The following is a 15,856-nucleotide window of genomic DNA, read 5'->3' on the forward strand; positions in this document are numbered from 1 at the left end:
ACGACGCCGCGCTCGACCGCCTCGCCGCGGCCGCCGGCGTCGGCCTTGAATGGCGCGACGTCGCGGGACGCCTCACCATCGTCGGCGCCGACACGAAGCGCGCGCTGCTGCGCAGCCTCGGCCTCGGCGCCGAGACGACCGGCGAGGCGCGCGCCCAGCTCGCCCGGCTCGCCGACGAGCGGGCCTTCCGCCCCCTGCCCGTGGCGGTCACGCTGCGCGCCGGCGCGCCGCTCGGACTGCGCCTTGGCGGCGCGCTCGCCGACGCCGCGCTGCCGTTCGAGGTCAGGATCGCCTGCGAAGACGGATCGGATCATATGATCGTCGTTCCGCCGCAACTCGGCGAGCGGCGCGAGATCGTCGCCGACGACGGACGCCGCGCCCGCGTGCGCGACCTGCCGCTCCCCGAGCTGCCGCTCGGGCGCCATGAGGTCTTCACCGACGCCGCGCCCGATTTTCCGTGCCATCTTTCGGTCGTTCCAGGCGCCGCCTTCCTGCCGCCCGAACTCGAACGCGGCGGAGCCTTCGGCGTCGCCGCGCAGCTTTACGGCCTGCGTCGCGAAGGTCCGCTCGGCGATCAGGGCGTCGGCGACTTCACCTGCCTGCGCCTCCTCGCCGAGGAAGCCGGCCGCGCCGGCGCCGCGACGGTCGGGATCAATCCGCTGCACGCGCTCTATCCGCATGATCCCGGGCGCGCGAGCCCCTATCATCCTTCCGACCGCCGCTTCCTCGAACCGCTCGCCATCGACCTGTTCGACCTGCCGCCCGAACTCATGACCGAGGCGGTCCGGGCGGCGCTCGCCCGCGCCGAGCCGCAGGCGCGCGCGCTGTCGGCGGCCCCCTTCGTCGACTATCACGCCGTCGCCGGGCTCAAGAACCCGCTGTTCGACATCGCCTACGCCGCTTTCAGCGCGCGCCGCTTCGCCGCGCCGAACGATCCGCTCGTCATGGACTATGAGCGTTTTCGCGTGCTGGGCGGCGAGAGCCTTCGCCGCTTCGCGCTGTTTTGCGCGCTCGAGCGCGCCCATGGCGCGACGCTCTGGCGCTTTCCGCCCGAGCTTTCGACGCCGCACGCGCCAGGGCTCGACGCCTTCGCGGCGCGTCACGAGCATGAGATCGGACGCGCCAAGTTTTTGCAGTTCATCGCCGACCGCCAGTTCGCGGCGGCGGCGGCGAAAGGGCGGGCGGCGGGGCTTTCGCTCGGCTTCTATCGCGATCTCGCGGTCGGCTGCGCGCCGGACGGGGCCGAAGCCTTTTCCGAAACGAACCGGCTCGTTCCCGGCGTCTCGATCGGCGCGCCGCCCGATCCGCTCGGCCCCAAGGGGCAGGTCTGGGGCCTGCCGCCGTTCGATCCGCGCGCCCTCGCCGCAGACGGCTTCCGCAGCTACGGGCGGCTGATCGCCGCCAACATGGCTTACGCCGGCGTGCTGCGCATCGATCATGTGCTCGGCCTCAAGCGCCTGTTCCTCGTGCCGAACGGCGCGGAGGGCAAGGACGGCGCCTATCTCGCCCAGCCGTTCGAGGCGCTCGCCGGACAGGTCGCGCTCGAAAGCGCCAGGGCCCGCTGCGCCGTGGTCGGCGAGGATCTCGGCACGGTGCCGGAAGGCCTGCGCGACGCGCTCGCCGAGGCCAATTTCCTGTCCTACCGGGTGATGCGCTTCGAGCGCCGCGACGACGGGAGCTTCATCGCGCCGCGAGACTATCCGCCGCTCGCCGCCGCCTGCGTCGCCACGCACGACCTGCCGCCGCTCGCGGGCTGGTGGAGCGGCGCCGACCTCGACGAGGCGGAGGCCCTTGGCCGTCTCGACGATCCGGCGGCGGCGCGCGACGAGCGTCTCGCCGAAAAACGCGCGCTCTGCGAGGCGTTCTCGCAAGACGCTGACGCGCGGGACGACGGCGCTGAAGTCGCGCTCACGCCGGAGGGCGCGCTGGGGCTCGCGCAGGCGGCGGCGCTGCACGGCTTCGTCGCGCGCTCGGGCGCGGCCCTGATGCTGGCCCAGGCCGACGATCTCAGCCTTGAAACCTCGCCCGTCAACCTGCCCGGCACGGACCACGAGCGGCCGAACTGGCGGCGCAAGATCATGGCGCCGGTCGAGGCGCTGTTTGCGGGCGCCCCGGCGCAGGCCATTCTTGCTTCGGTGCGACGCTGGCGCGGCGCGGCGGCGGGCGGCGGCTGACCGCCGCGCGGCTCAGCCGCCCATGCCCGTCGCGAGCAGGATCAGAGCAAGGCCGATGATGACCGCGAAGGTCAGGCACATGCCGACCAGGCGCAGCCGCAGATCCTCGCGCGGCTGCGACACGCCAAACGCATGGAGGCCGCGCCCCACGAGCAGGGCGATCCCGGCGAGATGCAGCCCGAAGGCGGGAACATAGGCGATCTCGGCGAGCAGCAGCAGCAACAGGGCGAAGGGCGTGTATTCGGCGAAGTTCGCCTGAACGCGCGCCGCCCGCTCCAGCATCGGGTCGCCGCCCGCGCCGATCGCCGCCCGCACGCGGTGGCGCTCGCGGATCACGCGCAGCGACAGGCCGATGAACAGAATCGCCAGCACGCCGGCGTAAAAGGAGGTGACGGGCGCGACCATGAGACCTCTTGGAGCGTGAGCCGGTCCGGCTGTCCTGTCGCGCTCTCGCGACGCGAAGCCGGCCGCTTCGCCGGAAAATCCTCTAGGCTCTGCGCAGCGCCGCGGCAAGCGATCAGGCCGCTGTTTCGCCCGCCGGCGCTTTATGGGATGAATGCGCATGCGCGCCCTCGTCGTCCTCGCCCATCCGCTTGCGGAGAGCTTCGCCCACGCCGCCGCCGCCCGCGTCGCCGACGCGCTCGGACGACGCGGGTTCGAGGTCGATCTCCTCGATCTCTACGCCGAAGCCTTCGACCCGGTTCTGTCGGCGCGCGAGCGGCGCGCCTATTTTGCGCCGCCTTATGATTCGAGCGCGCTCCCGCCCTACGCCGAGCGCCTGCGCGCGGCGCACAAGCTCGCGCTCGTCTTTCCGCAATGGTGGTTCGACGCGCCGGCGATCCTGAAAGGCTTCTTCGACCGCGCGCTTGCGCCGGGCGTCGCCTTCGCGCATGGGCCGAACGGCCGGCCGACGCCGCTCCTGACCCAGATCGACGCGCTCTGGGCCGTGACCTCGACCGGCGCGCCGTGGTGGTTCACGCGCTTCGTCATGGGCGATCCGGTGCGCCGCCAGCTGTCACGCGGGATGAAGCCGTGGCTCTGCCCGAAGGCGCGTTTCCGCATGTTCACGCTCGACCATATGGACACGATGACGCGGGACCGAGCCGGCCGCTTCCTCGACCGCCTGGAGAAGGAGTGCGCGCATTTCTGACGCCCCCGCCCTTTGCGTGCGCGAGGCGGCCGCGCGCGACGAGCCCGCGATTCTCGCCTTCATGCGCGGACTGCATGAGACCGAGCAGGACGGCGAGCCGGCGACCGACCGCGCGCTGCTGCGGCTGCTCGACCGCAGCGAGATCTTCATCGCCGAGGACGCCTCGGGGCCGGTCGGCATGCTCGCGGTCGAGATTCTCGACCCGCCCGAAGACCTTGGCCGGCGCCCCTACGCCTGCCTGATGGCGCTCGCCGTCTCGCCCGCGCGCCGGGGCGCGGGCGTAGGCTCCAGGCTCGTCGAACGGATGCGCGCCTTTCTGAGGCGGGCCGGAATCGCCCGCGTCGATCTTTACGTGCGCGCGAGCAACGCGCAGGCGCTGGCCTTCTACCGCAAGCAGGGCTTCTGCGTCGAAACCCTCGCCATGCGGGCGCAGGTCTGACCTATTCGACGGTCACGCTTTTGGCGAGATTGCGCGGCTGGTCGGCGTCCTTGCCGAGCTCGACCGCCGTATAATAGGCGATGAGCTGGATCGGCACGGCGTAGATCATCGCCGCGAAATTCGCGCCGCATTTCGGCATGGCCACGACCGCCTCGGCGCCGACCGCCGCCTCGCGGGCGATCTCCTCCTCGCCGATCAGGATCAGCCGCCCGCCGCGCGCCGCGACCTCCTGCACGTTCGACACGGTCTTGTCGAGCACGCCGTCGTTCGGTGCGAGCACGATGACCGGCAGGTCGGCGTCGATGAGCGCGATCGGCCCGTGCTTCAGCTCGCCCGCGGCGTAGCCCTCGGCGTGGATATAGGTGATCTCCTTGAGCTTCAGCGCGCCTTCGAGCGCGAGCGGATAGGCCGTCCCCCGCCCGAGATAGAGCGCGTCGCGCGCCCGGGCGATCTTGTGCGCCGCCGACTCGGCCACGGGCTCGCATTTCAGCGCCTGCGCCATCAGGCCCGGCACGGCGATGAGCTCGGCGAGCGCGGCGCGCTCGGCCTCGCCCGCAAGCGTCCCGCGCGCCACGCCGAAGGCGATGGCGAGCGCCGCGAAGACCGCGAGCTGGCAGGTGAACGCCTTGGTCGAGGCGACGCCGATCTCGGGCCCGGCGAGGGTCGCCGCGACGACGTCGCTCTCGCGCGCGATGGTCGAGGTCTGCACGTTGACGATCGAAAGGATTTTCTGCCCCTTCGCCCGCGCAAGGCGCAGGGCGGCGAGCGTGTCGGCCGTCTCGCCCGACTGCGACACCACGACGAACAGCCCGCCTTCTTCGAGCGGCGGGTCGCGATAGCGGAACTCCGACGCGATCTCGACCTCGACCGGCAGGCGCGCGAAGCGCTCGAACCAGTATTTGGCGACGAGCGCCGAATAATAGGCCGTGCCGCAGCCGCACAGCGTGATCCGCGACAGCCTGGCGACGTCGACCGGAAGCTCATGCGGCGGCTCGATCTGGCCCGTCGCCATGTCGAGATAATGGGCGAGCGTGCGCGCGACGACCTCGGGCTGCTCGTGAATCTCCTTCGACATGAAGTGGCGATAGCCGCCCTTGTCGACCAGATAGGCCGAGGCGAGCGTCCTGACGCGGCGGCGCGTCACCGGCCGGCCGAAGCTGTCCATGAAAACGGCCGCGGCGCGGCTCACGACCACGACGTCGCCGTCTTCGAGATAGGCGATGGTCTGGGTGAAAGGCGCGAGCGCCAGCGCGTCCGAGCCGAGAAACATTTCGCCCTCGCGGTCGTCCTCGCCGAAGCCGACCGCGAGCGGCGCGCCGCGGCTCGCTCCGATGAGCAGGTCGTTCTCGCCCGCAAACAGCAGGACGAAGGCGAAGGCGCCTTCGAGCCGGGCGACGGCCGCGAGCGTCGCCGCCGTGGGGTCGAGCCCCTCGTCGAGCCCCTGCGACGCCAGATGGGCGATCACCTCCGAATCGGTCTGCGAGGCGAACACATGACCCTGCGCCTTCAGCTCCTCGCGCAGCTCGCGGAAATTCTCGATGATGCCGTTATGGACCACGGCGACCCTGTCGGTCGCATGCGGATGGGCGTTGGCCTCGGTGGCCTTGCCGTGGGTCGCCCAGCGCGTATGGCCGACGCCCGTCGTTCCCTTGAGCGGCCGCTCGGCGAGCAGCGCCTCGAGGTTGCGCAGCTTGCCGCTCGCGCGCCGCCGCTCGATCGCCCCGTGTTCGAGCGTCGCGAGGCCGGCCGAATCATAGCCGCGATATTCGAGCCGCTTGAGCCCCTCGACAAGGATGGGCTGGGCCGGGCCCAGAGCGAGCGCTCCCACAATGCCGCACATGATCTTCTCCCGACGGTCGCCTGAAGCTGCGCCTTTCCATAGCAGCGCCCGCGCCGCGGCGCAGGCGGCTTGCGTCGGGCGCCGCGCAATTTTGCGTAAAAATCCGGACCGGCCGGATCAGCCGCCGCTCTTTCTTTTGCGGAAGCGCGTCGCCCAGCCGGGCTTCTCGACCTGGCGCGCGCGCGCGAGCGCGAGGGCGTCGGGCGCGACGTCCTCGGTGATGACCGCGCCCGTGCCCACATAGGCGCCGTCGCCGACGCGCACCGGCGCGACGAGCGAGGCGTGCGAGCCGATGAAGGCGCCGGCGCCGATCTCGGTGCGGTGTTTGTCGAAGCCGTCGTAATTGCAGGTGATGGTTCCCGCCCCGACATTGGTCTTCGCGCCGACGGAGGCGTCGCCGACATAGCTCAGATGGTTGATCTTGGCTCCGGCGCCGACCTCGGCCGCCTTGGTCTCGACGAAATTGCCGATATGGACCTTCTCGGCCAGCCGGGTTCCGGGGCGCAGCCGCGCGAAGGGGCCGACGGTCGCGTCTTCGCCCACGCTCGCGCCTTCGAGATGCGAGAAGGCGCGGATCTGCGCGCCTGCGGCCACGCTCACGCCCGTCCCGAACACGACATGCGGCTCGACCGTCACATCCTCGCCAAGCGCCGTGTCGAAGGCGAGGGTCACGCTCGGGGGATCGACCAGCGTCGCTCCTTTGGTCATGGCGGCGTCGCGCAGGCGCTTCTGCATCAAGGCTTCGGCGGCGGCGAGCTGGAGCCGGTCGTTGACGCCCATCACCTCGTCCTGGGGCGCGATCAGCGCGCAGGCGGCGAGCTTCAGGAGGCGCGCGGCGGCGACGATGTCCGAGAGGTAATATTCCTTCTGCGCGTTGTCGCAGCCGATCGATTCGAGCAGGCCGAGCGCATGCGCGCCGGCGAGGCCCATGAGGCCGGCGTTGCAGGTCGTCACCTTGCGCTCGTCGGTGTTCGCGTCGCGGTCCTCGCGGATCGATTCGAGGAGGCCGTCCTTCATGATGAGGCGGCCGTAGCCGGTCGGATCGCTCGCCTCGAAGCCGAGGCAGACGACGGCGGTCTCGCCGGCGGCGAGCGCGATGCGCATCTTGGCGTAGGTGTCGGGGCGAACGAGCGGCGTGTCGGCGAAGGCGACGAGCACGTCGTCGAACCCTTCGGCGATCGCCCCGCGCGCGGCGAGCACGGCGTCGGCCGTGCCGCGCCGCTCCGCCTGCACGGCGATCTCGACGTCGGGCGCGATCCGGCGCGCCTCCTCGGCGAGAAGGTCGTGGTCCGGCCCGACCACCACCACGATCCTGTCGGCGCCGGCGTTCGAGACCGCGGCGAGCGCATGGCCGAGCATGGAGCGCCCGGCGACCTTGTGCATGACTTTCGGCAGCTTCGAGCGCATGCGCTTGCCCTGCCCCGCGGCGAGGACGACGGCGAGGCAGGTGCGGCGCGGATAGGCGCCGGTCGGGGTGTCTGCGGACATAAGCGCGAATGCTCCTTGCTGCGGTCGGCCGGCGTCGGCCGGAAAGGGTTCACCATGTCGGTGCGCCGCACAAAAAACGCGCGGCGCCGCGCTCGCCTCACCTTAACCGCGCCCCATTATGCGCTATAAGGCGAGAATTCTAGGGTTCCTTGACAAAAATGGCGCGGCGGCGCCGGAATGACGGGTTCATGATCGACCGCAGGGAGGTTTTGCAGCTCTCGCTCGGGCTGATGGCGACGCCCGCCTTCGCCCAGACCAATGGCGCAGCCGGGGCCCCGGCCGCGCCGCCCCCGGCCGCGCCGCCCGAACGCTTTCCGACCGCCGACGCGACGAGCTTCTCGCCCGAGATGGCGACGCAGGCCGCCCGCGCGCTCGCCGCGGCCCCCTACAAGCCCCCCGAGTCCGATCTCCCGGCCCCGTTCCGCTCGCTCACCTACGACCAGTATGTCGCGATCAACCTGCGGCCGCAGGGCGCGCTGTGGAAAACCGAGAACGTCGGCTTCGCGATCGAGCCGCTGCATCGCGGCTTCATCTTCTCGACGCCGATGCGCATCAACATCGTCGAGAACGGCGTGGCGCGCCGGCTCGTCTATGATTCGAGCCTCTACGACTTCGGCAAGCCGGCGCCGGCGGGGCTCGGCGACATCGGCTTCTCGGGCTTTCGCGTGCTCGCCCCGCGCGAGCATGGCGGCGGCTTCTTCGACCTCGCGACCTTCCAGGGCGCGAGCTTCTTTCGCGCGGTCGGGCGGGGCCTCGATCCGGGGCCGATGGCGCGGGCGCTGGCGATCAAGACCGCCGACCCGGCCGGCGAGGAATTTCCCGTCTTTCGCGTGGTGTGGATCGTGCGCCCGACGCTCGCCGACGCCGCGCTGACGATCTATGCGCTGATCGACTCCGAAAGCGTCGCCGGCGTCTATCGTTTCACGCTGCGGCCGGGCGACACCACGCTGATCGACACGGAATGCACCCTGTTCGCGCGCGCGGCGCTCGACCATTACGGCGTCGCCGCCATGAGCGCGACCCATGTTTCGGGCGCGATCGACCGCACCCGCGCCGACGACGTGCGGCCCCAGATCGGCGAGGTCGACGGGCTCCAGATCCTGACCGGCCGCGACGAATGGATCTGGCGCCCGGTGTCGAACCCGGCGACGCTGCAGGTCTCGACCTTCGTCGACGACAATCCGCGCGGCTTTGGCCTGATGCAGCGCGACCGCGACTTCGACCATTACCAGGACGACGACCAGCACTGGGAGAACCGCCCCTCGCTGTGGATCGAGCCGATCGCCGAAAAGGGCTGGGGCGCGGGCGGCGTGCAGCTCGTCGAGATCCCGTCCGATTCTGAAAACAACGACAACGTTTTGGCCTACTGGCGCCCCTCCGCCGCGCTGCCGGCCGGAGGCGAGGTCTCCTACGCCTATCGCCAGTTCTGGGGCCGCAATCCCGCGCCGCGCCCGCCGCTCGCCATGGTCGTCATGTCGCGCTCGGGGCGCGGGACCGGCAAGCGCCGGCGCTTCATCGTCGAATTCCAGGGCGGCCGGCTCGGCGAGATCCGCAACGGCGACGACGTCGTGCCGAAAGTCGTCGCGTCGCCGGGATCGATTCCGCTCGTGCGGACGTTTCAGAACGCCGACCGGGCGACCTGCCGGGTGATGTTCGAGCTCGACCCCGCCGGCGAAAATCATTCCGAACTGCGTCTTTCGCTCTTCTCGAAGGACGAGCCCATCAGCGAAACCTGGATCTATCGATGGACGGCGTGACGAAGGCCGATCTCGCCCTCGCCCGGGCGCCCGGACGCCCCGGCGACGAAACCTTTCCCTGCATGCCGGCGGAATCCCCGCTCGACATGCCGGCCCAGAGCCTGTCGCGCTTCGACCCGAAGAGCCGGCGCGGAAACGTCCTCTCCCACCCATGGGCCGGCGCCTTTCTGGCGCGGCTCGTGGTGTTTGGCGGCTGTCTCGCGCTCACCGGCTACGGGGCCTATGAGATGTATCGCGTCGTCGACGTCGGCGGCGTGACCCTGCTCGAATGGGCGCTGCTCATCCTCTTCGTCGCCAATTTCTCGTGGATCGCGCTCGCTTTCACGAGCGCGGTCGCCGGCGTGTTCTGGCTCGTTTTCCTCGCGCCCCGCCCGCCCGCGACGCCGGCCGCGCTGCATCAGCGCACGTCGATCGTGATGCCGATCTACAATGAGGCGCCGGGGCGCATCTTTTCGGCGCTCGAGGCCATGATCGAGGAGGTCGACGCGACCGGCCTCGGCGAGGCGTTCGACTGGTTCTTCCTCTCCGACACGACCGACCCCGACGTGTTTCTCGCCGAGGAGGCGGCTTACGCGGGCCTCGCCAGCCGCCTCGCCGGCAGGGCGCGCGTCTATTACCGGCACCGCCCGAAGAACGTGAACCGCAAGGCCGGCAACATCGAGGATTTCGTCACGCGCTGGGGCGGGCGCTACGACCACATGATCGTGCTCGACGCCGACAGCCTGATGACCGGCCACGCCGTCGTCTCGCTCGCCGCGGCGATGGAGGCCGACCCCGACGCCGGCATTATCCAGACCCTGCCGCTGATCATCAACCGCAACACGCTGTTCGCGCGGCTGCAGCAGTTCGCGGCGCGCATCTACGGGCCGGTCATCGCCGCCGGCGTGTCGGTCTGGATGGGACGGCAGGGCAATTACTGGGGCCACAACGCCATCATCCGCACCCGCGCCTTCGCCGCCCATTGCGGGCTGCCGACGCTGCGCGGACGCCCGCCCTTCGGCGGCCATATCCTGAGCCACGATTTCGTGGAGGCGGCGCTCATCCTGCGCGCGGGCTATGGCGTCTACATGCTGCCGACGCTCGGCGGCAGCTATGAGGAGAGCCCGCCGTCGCTGATCGACCTTTCGGCGCGCGACCGGCGCTGGTGCCAGGGCAATCTGCAACATCTGCGCGTGCTGCCCGCGAAGGGGTTTCGCCTCGCCTCGCGCCAGCATTTCATCACCGGCATCGTCGCCTATGTCGCCTCGCCTCTGTGGATGCTGCAAATTCTCGTCGGCGTCGTGATCGTGATCCAGGCGAGCTATATCCGGCCCGAATATTTCACCAACGACTTCATGCTGTTTCCGACATGGCCGCGCTTCGACGCGGCGCGGTCGCTGCAGCTGTTCGCGCTGACCATGGCGATCCTGCTCGCGCCGAAGTTCATGGGGCTGCTGCTCGCCCTGTTCGAGACGCGCACGCGCCGCGGCTGCGGCGGGGCGCTGCGCCTCACCCTGTCGTCGCTGTTCGAGATCGTCATGTCGGCGCTCCTCGCCCCGATCATGATGCTGATCCAGGCGGGCCATGTGCTGCACTTCGTGTTCGGCTTCGACACCGGCTGGGACCCGCAGCGGCGCGACGACGGCTCGATTCCGTTCCGCGCCATCGTGCGGCGGCACCGCGCTCATGTGGCGCTCGGCGTCGTCATGCTGATCGCCGGCTTCATGATCGCGCCTTCGCTCGCGGCCTGGATGTCGCCGACCATCGTCGGCCTGATCCTCGCGATCGTCCTGTCTTGGTCGACGGGGCTGCTCGGCGTCGGCCTCGCCTTTCGCCGCGCCGGCCTGCTGCTGACGCCCGAGGAGCAGTCGCAGCCGCCGCTCGTGGTGCGCGCCAACGATCTCGCGCGCAAGCGCGCGCAGGACGAACAGGACGCCGCGCCGCCGATCGAGGACGAAAGCTTCTGGGCGCGGCACCTCGCCTGGCTGCCGGCCGGCCTGAAGCGCGGCGACATCACCGCCGAATGGGCGCTCGCCAAGGCCCGGCTCGAAGAGGCCAGCACGCGCGAGGACGCGTTTGAGGCGATGCGGCCCAAGGAGCGCATGGCGCTGCTGCATGACCGATCGCTGATCGCCCGCCTGCTCGCCCTGCCCGCCGGGAGACGTCCCCCGGCCGGCCCCTGAGGCCGCGCGCGTCTTACACGCCGGCCGAAGCCGGCGCGGCGGGGAGCGGCCCGCAAAAGACCGCGCGACGCGCCGCGCCCTATTCCGCGAGGCCGAGATAGCCGGCGGCCTGCAGCCGCCAGTGCTCGAGCTTGAAGCCGCGCCCGCCAAGGAACGGCAGCATCGACATCGGCCAGCATTCGAGCGTCCAGGGACCGCCCCAATGGCGCACCAGCACGGGATATTTGTAGCCGCACGCCTTGTACAGGAAGGCGGCCCTGGCGCGGATCTTCTTGTCCTGGTCGCTCAGGGAGGCGTCAAGCTCCGCGTGATAGGAATTGCGATCGGCCGAGAGCTGGCCGGCGCGGGTGCGGAAACACCCCAGAATGGCGTCGACGGTCACGAGCGGCGCGCGCCGCGCGAAGCGTCGCCAGAGGTCGAAATCGCCGGCGAGGCGGAACGAGGCGTTGAGGCCGCCGGCCGCCTCCCACAGCTTCGGGCGCCAGAAGGTGCCTTCCTGCTGGATGAAATGGACCGAGAAGCGGCCGTCGAAAATGCCGGCGGCGATGGCGGTCTGCGGCAGCGGCCTGACCGGCGACAGGAACAGGGATTCGCCCGACTCGGCGAGCACGGTCGAGCGGCCGGTGAGCCATTCGACGTCAGGATAGGCCGCGAACACCGAGGCGACCGTCGCGAACGCGCCCGGCTCGAAGCGGTCGTCGGCGTTGATCCAGGTCATCGCGTCGGCCGGCCCGCAATGGGCGAAGCCCTTGTTCACGCCGTCATAGAGGCCCTTGTCCTTCTCGACCGCATAGGTGAAGTCGATTCCGCGGCAGGCGATGGGGAAGCCTTCGGCGAAGCGTTTCTTCCATTCGTCGAGCAGCGCCGCCGTGCTGTCGGTCGAGCCTGCGTCCTGGACATGATAATGAATCGAGAAATCGCCCGCCTGCGAGATCACGCTCAGCATGGTCTCGTTGAGAAAGCGCTCTCCATTGAAAACGGGCGTGACGATATTGAAACGCATTCCCCCACCATGCCGACAAGCCGCGCGCTCGCGCCTTTGAGGCGCCGGCGCATCTTTGCCCCGTTCAGCGCCGCGCCACAAGGCCGCGCGGCGTTCGCGCCATGAGACGCTTTGACGAAAGCCGAAACATCGCCCATACCTCGGCGAATTAAGCTGCGCCTTTTGGACGCTGGTCGTCCGAGGGCGCCGAAGACGGAAGACGGCCGCCGTTTCGCGACGCCTTCATGACGCCGCGCCCGCAACGTCCAGAATGACGCCGAACGCGCACCATCGTTGAGACGCCGGCGCCGCGACGGCCCCGGCGGCGACGGCGCGGCCCGCGGCGCCATCGAAGCAGGTTTCCCATGACCTCCATGCAGTCGTTTCCGCCGCCAAACGCCGAGCTCGCCCCGACCCGGCGCGAGCTGCGGCGTCTGAAGCTCTTCGACCTCGCGGCGGAGCGCCTACGCGCCTTCGTGAGAAAACGCCGCTCGCCGCTGCCGAGCGTGAGCCAGTGCGGGCAGGACCTGTTCGTCGCCGAGCATATCTTCCGGCGCAAGCGCGGCGGCTTCTTCCTCGAGATCGGCGGCGGCGACGGCCGCTATCTGTCGAACACGCTGGTGCTCGAGCTTTATCTCGACTGGCGCGGCGTTCTGGTCGAGCCGACGCAGGCGTTCGAGGCGCTCAGGCGCAACCGTCCCAACGCCGCCTGCGTGCGTGCGGCGCTCTCCGACCGCCGCAAGCGCGTGCGCGTGACCGAAGTCACGGACATGGGCCAGGTCGCCATGAATCCGGGCGTCGCCGAGGCGAACACGCTGCTTTCGGTGGTCGAGGACGCGGACGCCCCGAGCGCCTATGAGGCGCCGCATTTCGGTTCGGTCGTCGACAGCTATGTGGTCGAGGCGATGACGCTCGACGAGGTGCTGACCGAAACCGGCGCGCCGGCGACGATCGACTATTTCAGCTTCGACGTCGAAGGCCATGAATTCGAGATTCTTCGGGATTTTCCCTTCGACAAATGGCGCTTCAACTGCCTCGGCGTCGAACGGCCCTCCGAGGAGCTTCACAAGCTCCTGTGCGAGAAGGATTATTTCCTCATTCGCGACGACGGGCCGCTCGACTGGTTCTATCTGCGGCGCGATTTTCTGGTCGAGTGGTTCGCCAGCCTCGACTGATCCCGCGCGCCGCCGGCTCCTGCGGCGGATGGGCATTTTTCTGCGGCGTGATATGAACGAAAGCGTCGCCGCAGCGTTCTATCCTGGGACCCAGCGATTCGCGCGACATGCGGCGGCCGACGCGGCTAAGACAAAGGAAATTTTCGCCATGGCCTTCCGGGCGACGTTCAAAACGGCAACGCTTCTTCTCGCCGCCGCCGCGCTCGCGGCGACCGCCGGAGCCGCCTCGGCGCAGACGAAGCGCCAGCGCGCCCAGGCCGCGCGCGCGCCCTATGCGACCGAGCCGCCGCCGCTCACCGTCAACAAGCGCAGCTTTCTCGATCCGGGCCCGGTCGTGCCGGTCGGCAGCATGTCAAGCTACATGACCTCGCAGACGATCTTTTCGCGCACGCCGGACCAGACGGCGCATCGCTCGCTCTACGGCAACGAGACGCTTCCCGCGCCGCTCGAAGTTCCCGGGCGCCCGCAGCCGATCGTGACCTGGGAAACCCCGCGGGCCGACCCGTACTGAGCGTTTCGCCGCCAGTCGACAGCCCCTCGCCTCCTTCGGGGCGAGGGGTTTTTGCGCGTCGCCAGCCAGAGCCAGAGGCGTCACCAGGCCGATCTGGCGTCCTCGCCGCCCCGGTTGAGATGCACCTTGAGGTCGACATGATCGACCCAGGCGAGCGGCACATGATGGCGGGGCTCGTCCGGCGCGCCATTCTCATTCTCGAGTTCGATCGACCCATCGCCTTCCAGATGGTCGACGGCGCCGATTCGCACGCCGTCGGAGCCGACCACGTCCATATGGGCGACGATCTGGCTCGCCTGCGCGGCCGCGAGGCGCGACGCGGCCTCAGCGTCCGTTCCGGGCGTTGAGGCGGGCGCGGCCGCCCGAGTCCCGGTCGAGGCGGCGGCGACCGAAGCGGCGTGGGTCGAAGGCAGGGGGGCGGCGGCGGCCCCGCCGAGGCGGCCCGTCCAGCCCTCGCGGCGCCAATAGGTCTCCCGTTCGTCGATGTCGACGGCGCCGGCGCGGTCGAGGATGTCGACCGCGCGCTGATATTCATGCTCGAGCGGACGCACCGAAACCATGAAGCCGCCGCGCCGCAGCCCCTCGGCATAGGCGCGCCGGTCTTCATCCGGCAGGAAAAGCTCCTTCAGCGCCTCCCAGAAGCCTGGCTTCCCGTCCTCGCGCGGCGGATCGTCGGCGAGATGCTCCTCGCCCGTGACCAGCACCCGGCTCGGCGCGACGCCCGCCTGCATGAGGTCGGCCGCCGCGGCCTCCGCCTCCTCACGCGTGTCGAACAGGGCGGCGATGGCGTGGCTGTGGGAGCTTGAACGTTCGACGTCGATCATTCTTCGTCTCCAGAGGTCGCCGGCGTGACGGCCGGCAGGGCGAACGGGGTTGGGAACGAGCGGGGCGCGCCTGAGTTCCGCCCCGCCGACGCAAAGCGCGAAGAAAGCCGCAAGAAGAAAGCCGCAAACGGAAACGGCCGCGCCGGGCGAAAACCCGGCGCGGCCGTCGTGATCGAGCGTTAAGGCGCGAGCGGCGCGCGCCGCGGTCAGCGAACCTCGACCTTGAGCGCCTCCAGGATCGAGTCGCCCATCTGCGCGGTCGAGATCGACGGGCCGCCGGCGGCGATGTCGGCGGTGCGCAGCCCCTTGGCCAGCACCGCGGCGATCGAGCGGTCGAGCCGGTCGGCGAGGTCGTTCATGTTGAACGAATACCGCAGCGCCATCACCAGCGACGAAATCATGGCGATGGGATTGGCGATCCCCTTGCCGGCGATGTCCGGCGCCGAGCCATGCACCGGCTCGTACAGGGCCTTGCGCGCGCCGGTCGTCGCGTTGCGCTCGCCGAGCGAGGCGGACGGCAGCATGCCGAGCGAGCCGGTCAGCATGGCGGCGACGTCGGAGAGCATGTCGCCGAACAGATTGTCGGTGACGATCACGTCGAACTGCTTCGGCCGGCGCACGAGCTGCATGCCGAGCGCGTCGGCAAGCTGATGCTCGAGCTCGACGTCGGGGAATTCGCGCGTGTGCATGGCCGAGATGAGCTCGTGCCACAGCACGCCCGACTTCATGACGTTGCGCTTCTCCGACGAGGTGACCTTGTTGCGGCGCTTGCGCGCGAGTTCGAAGGCGATGCGGCCGATGCGCTCGATCTCATAGGTGTCATAGACCTGCGTGTCGATGGCGCGGCGCTGGCCGTCGCCGAGATCGATGATCTGCTTCGGCTCGCCGAAATAGACGCCGCCGGTCAGTTCCCGCACGATCAGGATGTCGAGGCCGTCGACGATCTCGCGCTTCAGCGAGGAGGCGTCGGCGAGCGCAGGGTAGCAGATGGCGGGGCGCAGATTGGCGAAGAGCTGCATGTCCTTGCGCAGGCGCAGCAGGCCGGCCTCGGGGCGCACGTCATAGGGCACGGCGTCCCATTTCGGGCCGCCGACGGCGGCGAGCAGCACGGCGTCGGCGGCCTGCGCGCGCGCCATGTCGTCTTCGCTGATGGCGACGCCATGGGCGTCATAGGCCGAGCCGCCGACGAGGCCCTTTTCGATCTCGAACTGGACGAGGCCCTCGGCCCCGAGGAAGGCCGCGAGCTTTTCGACCTCGGCCATCACCTCCGGGCCGATGCCGTCTCCGGGCAGCACGAGAAGCTTGTAGGTCGTCATGGCGATAAGGTCCCGTTGTTGCGAGGCGCGCGGAAGCG

At 69.9% G+C, this 15,856-nt stretch carries 12 protein-coding genes and 1 pseudogene (1 of these 13 running past the window's edge); 7 read left to right on the plus strand and 6 right to left on the minus strand.

All coding sequences use genetic code 11. The features are described from left to right. Positions 1 to 2,174 (plus strand): annotated as a pseudogene (glgX, locus tag ACILRB_RS07565) (glycogen debranching protein GlgX); it begins 2,116 nt to the left of the window's first position. Between the two features lie 12 nt (positions 2,175 to 2,186). On the opposite strand, the gene ACILRB_RS07570 reads toward glgX, so the two are convergent. Next, entirely contained in the window at positions 2,187 to 2,579 is a 393-nt protein-coding gene (locus tag ACILRB_RS07570) for an MAPEG family protein (RefSeq protein WP_395665687.1), read from the minus strand. Positions 2,580 to 2,736: 157 nt separating this feature from the next. On the opposite strand from ACILRB_RS07570, the gene ACILRB_RS07575 reads away from it, so the two are divergent. Together ACILRB_RS07575 and ACILRB_RS07580 are read left to right on the plus strand one after the other, a co-directional pair. Beyond that, positions 2,737 to 3,324, plus strand: a complete 588-nt coding sequence (locus tag ACILRB_RS07575) for an NAD(P)H-dependent oxidoreductase (protein WP_395665688.1) — start codon at positions 2,737 to 2,739, stop codon at positions 3,322 to 3,324. A 16-nt stretch (positions 3,325 to 3,340) separates the two neighbouring features. Next, positions 3,341 to 3,763, plus strand: coding sequence for a GNAT family N-acetyltransferase (locus ACILRB_RS07580; protein WP_395665689.1), 423 nt, complete (start codon positions 3,341 to 3,343; stop codon positions 3,761 to 3,763). 1 nt (position 3,764) lies between these two features. Here the strand turns inward: ACILRB_RS07580 and glmS are convergent, their stop codons facing one another. Both glmS and glmU read right to left on the minus strand, forming a co-directional pair. After that, on the minus strand, positions 3,765 to 5,603 hold the full coding sequence (gene glmS / locus ACILRB_RS07585) for a glutamine--fructose-6-phosphate transaminase (isomerizing) (RefSeq protein WP_395665690.1): 1,839 nt from the start codon (positions 5,601 to 5,603) through the stop codon (positions 3,765 to 3,767). A 117-nt stretch (positions 5,604 to 5,720) separates the two neighbouring features. Then, entirely contained in the window at positions 5,721 to 7,091 is a 1,371-nt protein-coding gene (gene glmU, locus ACILRB_RS07590) for a bifunctional UDP-N-acetylglucosamine diphosphorylase/glucosamine-1-phosphate N-acetyltransferase GlmU (protein WP_395665691.1), read from the minus strand. 188 nt (positions 7,092 to 7,279) lie between these two features. On the opposite strand from glmU, the gene ACILRB_RS07595 reads away from it, so the two are divergent. After that, positions 7,280 to 8,848 (plus strand): glucan biosynthesis protein, encoded by a 1,569-nt coding sequence (locus ACILRB_RS07595; protein WP_395665692.1) that lies wholly within the window; start codon positions 7,280 to 7,282, stop codon positions 8,846 to 8,848. Next, positions 8,836 to 11,010 (plus strand): glucans biosynthesis glucosyltransferase MdoH, encoded by a 2,175-nt coding sequence (gene mdoH / locus ACILRB_RS07600; RefSeq protein ID WP_395665693.1) that lies wholly within the window; start codon positions 8,836 to 8,838, stop codon positions 11,008 to 11,010. Before ACILRB_RS07595 ends, mdoH begins: the two co-directional genes overlap by 13 nt. Before the next feature lie 79 nt (positions 11,011 to 11,089). Here the strand turns inward: mdoH and ACILRB_RS07605 are convergent, their stop codons facing one another. Beyond that, positions 11,090 to 12,013 (minus strand): glycosyltransferase, encoded by a 924-nt coding sequence (locus ACILRB_RS07605; protein WP_395665694.1) that lies wholly within the window; start codon positions 12,011 to 12,013, stop codon positions 11,090 to 11,092. Positions 12,014 to 12,357: 344 nt separating this feature from the next. Between ACILRB_RS07605 and ACILRB_RS07610 the strand changes: the two genes are divergently transcribed. Together ACILRB_RS07610 and ACILRB_RS07615 are read left to right on the plus strand one after the other, a co-directional pair. Further along, complete coding sequence (locus tag ACILRB_RS07610; protein WP_395665695.1) at positions 12,358 to 13,167, plus strand: FkbM family methyltransferase; 810 nt, start codon at positions 12,358 to 12,360, stop codon at positions 13,165 to 13,167. Positions 13,168 to 13,315: 148 nt separating this feature from the next. Beyond that, on the plus strand, positions 13,316 to 13,678 hold the full coding sequence (locus tag ACILRB_RS07615; protein ID WP_395665696.1) for a hypothetical protein: 363 nt from the start codon (positions 13,316 to 13,318) through the stop codon (positions 13,676 to 13,678). 80 nt (positions 13,679 to 13,758) lie between these two features. Here the strand turns inward: ACILRB_RS07615 and ACILRB_RS07620 are convergent, their stop codons facing one another. Together ACILRB_RS07620 and leuB are read right to left on the minus strand one after the other, a co-directional pair. Beyond that, entirely contained in the window at positions 13,759 to 14,502 is a 744-nt protein-coding gene (locus tag ACILRB_RS07620) for a DUF2171 domain-containing protein (RefSeq protein ID WP_395665697.1), read from the minus strand. A gap of 206 nt (positions 14,503 to 14,708) precedes the next feature. Continuing rightward, positions 14,709 to 15,818, minus strand: a complete 1,110-nt coding sequence (leuB, locus tag ACILRB_RS07625) for a 3-isopropylmalate dehydrogenase (protein ID WP_395665698.1) — start codon at positions 15,816 to 15,818, stop codon at positions 14,709 to 14,711. Positions 15,819 to 15,856 lie beyond the last annotated feature (38 nt).

The sequence above is a fragment of the Methylocella sp. genome (assembly GCF_044226135.1).
Lineage (GTDB): Bacteria > Pseudomonadota > Alphaproteobacteria > Rhizobiales > Beijerinckiaceae > Methylocapsa.